Raw genomic sequence first — 3,777 nt, forward strand, 5'->3', positions numbered from 1 at the left:
AAGGCGGATGCTGTTGAGACGGCGAAATTCCCGACGGTGTGGTATCTCGTCGAACGAAAATAGGCGGTGTGATATGAAAGCCGACATGATCGTCCCGTGGGCGCCGCATCCGTCTGCCGCACCGCGAACTGAGCGTTCGGCGGATCGTTTCGTCATAAAGGCGAACGGTACGCGCACGTGCGCCGGCGGCTGGCAGCTTCGGTACGATCTTGTGCCCGGGAAGTCCTATCGCATCGATGTTCCGGTGGAGATACGCGATGTTGCCCATGTTCGCGAGAGCGTGCGTTGTCTTGCTATATGGGGCGATATCCCTCCTGACAGAAGTGATATCGGCGCGCAGGCGGATAATGACGCGCTTTTTTTTCATGAAAGCCGTGACGGCAAACATCGATTTTCACGCGTGCTTACCGCATCATCGGGGATACTTGTCATACGCTATATCTTCCGATGGAGTACGAGAGGCGAGGCGTCATTCGGCATGCCCATGATAACGGAGACGTCTGCGTTACCGGAGCGGAGGATACGCATCGCCGTTGTTACCGGCTCGCATGAGCATAGGCACGCGGCGAAAATATCATCGGTAGCGGATAATGCGGCATTCTACGGTGATCTCTGCAGGAAGGCGCTTGATGATAAACCCGATCTCATCGTTCTGCCGGAGATAGTGCTGCAGTGGGGTGTCGCCGGTAATCGCCTCGATCGTGCGGTGCCGCTCGACCATGGGTCCGTCCGGGGATTTCAGGCGATCGCTGCGTCGGGAGATGTGCGTATACTGCTCCCGTTCGATGAAAGGAGCGGTGATGCTGTATTCAACAGCGCGGTGCTCATCGGTCCCGGCGGGATCGAGGGTGTATACCATAAGGTGCATCTGGCAGAATACGGCGAAACGAATTCGGGGATAACCCCCGGCGATTCATTCCCGGTGTTCGATACGCCGAAGGCGCGTATCGGCGTCAACATCTGTATGGACAGCTCTGCGGCCGAATCATCGCGCATGCTTGGGTTGAACGGCACCGAGGTGATGTGTCTCCCGATAATGGGCGACCACCGCGCGGATGTGTTCAGCCGCGGGACGCCGGCCTTCAACGAGGACCGCTGGAAAGCGATAATGCGTACCCGTGCGCTCGATAATCAGTTCGTGGTCGCGGTCGCACGCAATGAAGCCCGCGGGAGCGTTATCATCGATACGATGGGTGATATTGTCGCGTGGAATGACGGGAGTAAGGATATCATATCTGCCGACGTCATTATCGATCCGGTGCACCGTAAGTGGAACGGCGGCCGCCAGCGGGATATCGTGTATATGCAGCGCCGGCCGCAGCTCTACGGCGCGTTCACTGAGCAGGAACCGCCCGTATGTCGTGCGCTGAGCGGATATTGATGCGTGCGCTCATCGGACAGCGCTCGTTGTAAGTATGGCGAACGTTAGTGATCCCCGATCTCCATCGATCCCTCGGGCGGAATTGTTGCTATCATCGGTGGAAACGATATAATCCTCGCAATGCATATTCCTGATAATTATCTCAGCCCAGAGACATGTGCGGTACTGGGAGCGGCGATGATACCCGTGTGGGCTGTCGCCGTCAGGAAAGTGAAAGAGGATATGTCCGCGAAAAAAGTTCCCGTCGTCGGCATCCTTGCCGCGTTCTCATTCCTCATCATGATGTTCAATATCCCGCTCCCCGGAGGGACCACCGGCCATGCCGTCGGCGGTACGCTGGTCGCGATACTTGTCGGCCCATGGGCGGCATGCATCGCGGTGACGGTGGCGCTTCTCATACAGGCGCTTTTCTTCGGCGATGGCGGCATACTCGCGTTCGGCGCGAACTGCTTCAATATGGCGTTCGTTCTCCCGTTCGCCGGGTACTCTATTTTCATACTGCTTAAAAGCATACTGAGAATGAAAGCCGGTGGATACATCGCGGCGTTCATAGCATCATACAGCGCGCTCGCTTTGTCCGCGCTCTCCGCTGCGGTGCAATTCGGCATACAGCCGATTCTTTTCAAGGACGCGGCCGGACCGCTCTATTGCCCGTATCCCCTCGGCGTTTCCATCCCGGCTATGATGCTGCCGCATCTCCTCGCCGCCTGCTTCATCGAAGCGATAGTGACGGCGGGTGTGTACGGTTATGTGCGCGCCTTGTCGCCGGATATCGTGCACGGTGACAGACCGGTGAAGATGAAGCCGCTCTATGCGCTTATCATCGGGATGGTTTTGCTATCACCGCTCGGTCTTCTTGCGGCTGGAACCGCCTGGGGCGAATGGGCAGTGGATGATCTGCGCGCGTTGGTCGGTCGATTACCCACCGGCATGGCGAACGGTTTCGATTTCAGGGCGATAATGCCGGATTATACGGTGCCCGGTGTGCCGCATGAGGCCGCGGGATACATCATCTCGGCGATTTTCGGAGCGTCGGTGTTGATTTTTGCAGCGCGCATCGCATCGATAGCGGCAAAAAAAAGCGAATAGTGTTGCGCAGTCGGTATCGATCTTTTGACCGCGTGGACGATCAAACGATTGCCGCCGCGCCGTATTACCAGAACGTGGCTTCGATCGACAGATAACCGAGTACCGCTATTTCCTGAAGCGATGGACCGACACCAAGGGGCACGCAAATGCCGGGAACGATCTGCAGTTTTTCGTTCGGGGTGATAGCGAACCGAATGCCGGGATTGATGAAGAGCGTTTCCGCGCGCTCAATAGAGCCGGTCGCGCCGACTGTCTCACCCGAGGTGCCCACGACCTCGACAAGGAAATTGAGAAAATCAAGCGGCTTGTAAATAAGACTGCCCCCGTAATTCATGGTAACTGGATTGCCGGTCTGTCCTAAGGCGTTCTTCGCCTGGATCGTTGCGGTAACCCCAAGGTTCCAGTGGCTCACCCAGTTCGCGCCCATTTTTACGCTGGCCGACCAATTGAACTGAATTCCCCATCCGCCGGAGCCAAGTCCATCGACATAACTTCCCGTGGGGAATATGACAGAGATCCGCGGTGCCATGGCTGCAATATCTGAATCAAGGATCTGCAGCCGATAATTGAGCAGAATATCACCCACGCTGGTTACTCCGGCATTCTGCGAGACCGGGAGTGAATAGGAGAGCTGATGCATTTGCGATATGAGCGGGTATTCGTTGACAAGAAGATACGTCCATGAGCGTGATCGTGTATTGTATTGGAATGTGCTGACGAATTGTACGACCCCCGGCCCCTGATTATACGCTTCCTCCATGAGGAAAGAGTTGTCTTCGATGTCGACATCGAAGACTTTCGCTTTGTCATCAGCTGCTTCGAGCGGGATGAGTGCGACAAGACTTGCCGCTGCGATCAGTGCGATCCTTACTAAGCTTTTCTTGACGGAAAATGTAATCATGTCGTCACCTCACAATTTCTTAGAAGGCACACTATCGCTACATCCGCTATAGTACGAAAACAGGATGGCTTGTCAAGTGCGTGTGGGCAAGGAGACGATTCACTGTCGTTTTCTTGTTACCAGCGTATAGCTCAGCGGCAGAAGGAATAAAGTCCCAAGGGTTGCGGTAACAAGCCCCCCGATGACAACGGTCGCCAATGGACGCTGTATCTCGTTCCCCGTGCCGTGGGAAAGTATCAGCGGAATGAGACTAGCCATCGCTATGAGCGCCGTCATGAGCACGGGGCGAAGCCTGCTTACGCTGCCCTCGAGAACCGCGTGTTCTGTCTTATGTCCGCGTTCCCGCAGCTGCTCGATCGTGGCCTTGAGCTTGTTTTCGTCGATGGCAAAGACCGCCTTGGTGACT

General features: G+C 56.1%; 4 protein-coding genes. 2 read left to right on the forward strand and 2 right to left on the reverse strand.

Annotation, left to right across the window (positions count from 1 at the left end):
• Positions 1-73 precede the first annotated feature (73 nt).
• Both AABZ39_18390 and cbiM read left to right on the forward strand, forming a co-directional pair.
• Positions 74-1,381, forward strand: a complete 1,308-nt coding sequence (locus AABZ39_18390) for a carbon-nitrogen hydrolase family protein (protein MEK6796752.1) — start codon at positions 74-76, stop codon at positions 1,379-1,381.
• Between the two features lie 120 nt (positions 1,382-1,501).
• The gene (gene cbiM / locus AABZ39_18395; GenBank protein ID MEK6796753.1) at positions 1,502-2,470 is read left to right on the forward strand and encodes a cobalt transporter CbiM; all 969 of its coding nucleotides are present in this window, start codon (positions 1,502-1,504) and stop codon (positions 2,468-2,470) included.
• Between the two features lie 64 nt (positions 2,471-2,534).
• Here the strand turns inward: cbiM and AABZ39_18400 are convergent, their stop codons facing one another.
• Both AABZ39_18400 and AABZ39_18405 read right to left on the reverse strand, forming a co-directional pair.
• Entirely contained in the window at positions 2,535-3,371 is an 837-nt protein-coding gene (locus tag AABZ39_18400) for a transporter (protein ID MEK6796754.1), read from the reverse strand.
• A 99-nt stretch (positions 3,372-3,470) separates the two neighbouring features.
• A partial coding sequence (locus tag AABZ39_18405; GenBank protein ID MEK6796755.1) for an efflux RND transporter permease subunit occupies positions 3,471-3,777 on the reverse strand: 307 nt, incomplete at its 5' end.

It is taken from the genome of Spirochaetota bacterium (assembly GCA_038043445.1).
In the GTDB taxonomy this organism is placed as follows: domain Bacteria; phylum Spirochaetota; class Brachyspiria; order Brachyspirales; family JACRPF01; genus JBBTBY01.

Coding starts and splice junctions, on each gene's coding strand:
- AABZ39_18390 (MEK6796752.1), top strand. CDS start 74: ATGAAAGCCGACATGATCGTCCCGTGGGCGCCGCATCCGTCTGCCGCA.
- cbiM (MEK6796753.1), top strand. CDS start 1,502: ATGCATATTCCTGATAATTATCTCAGCCCAGAGACATGTGCGGTACTG.
- AABZ39_18400 (MEK6796754.1), bottom strand. CDS start 3,371: ATGATTACATTTTCCGTCAAGAAAAGCTTAGTAAGGATCGCACTGATC.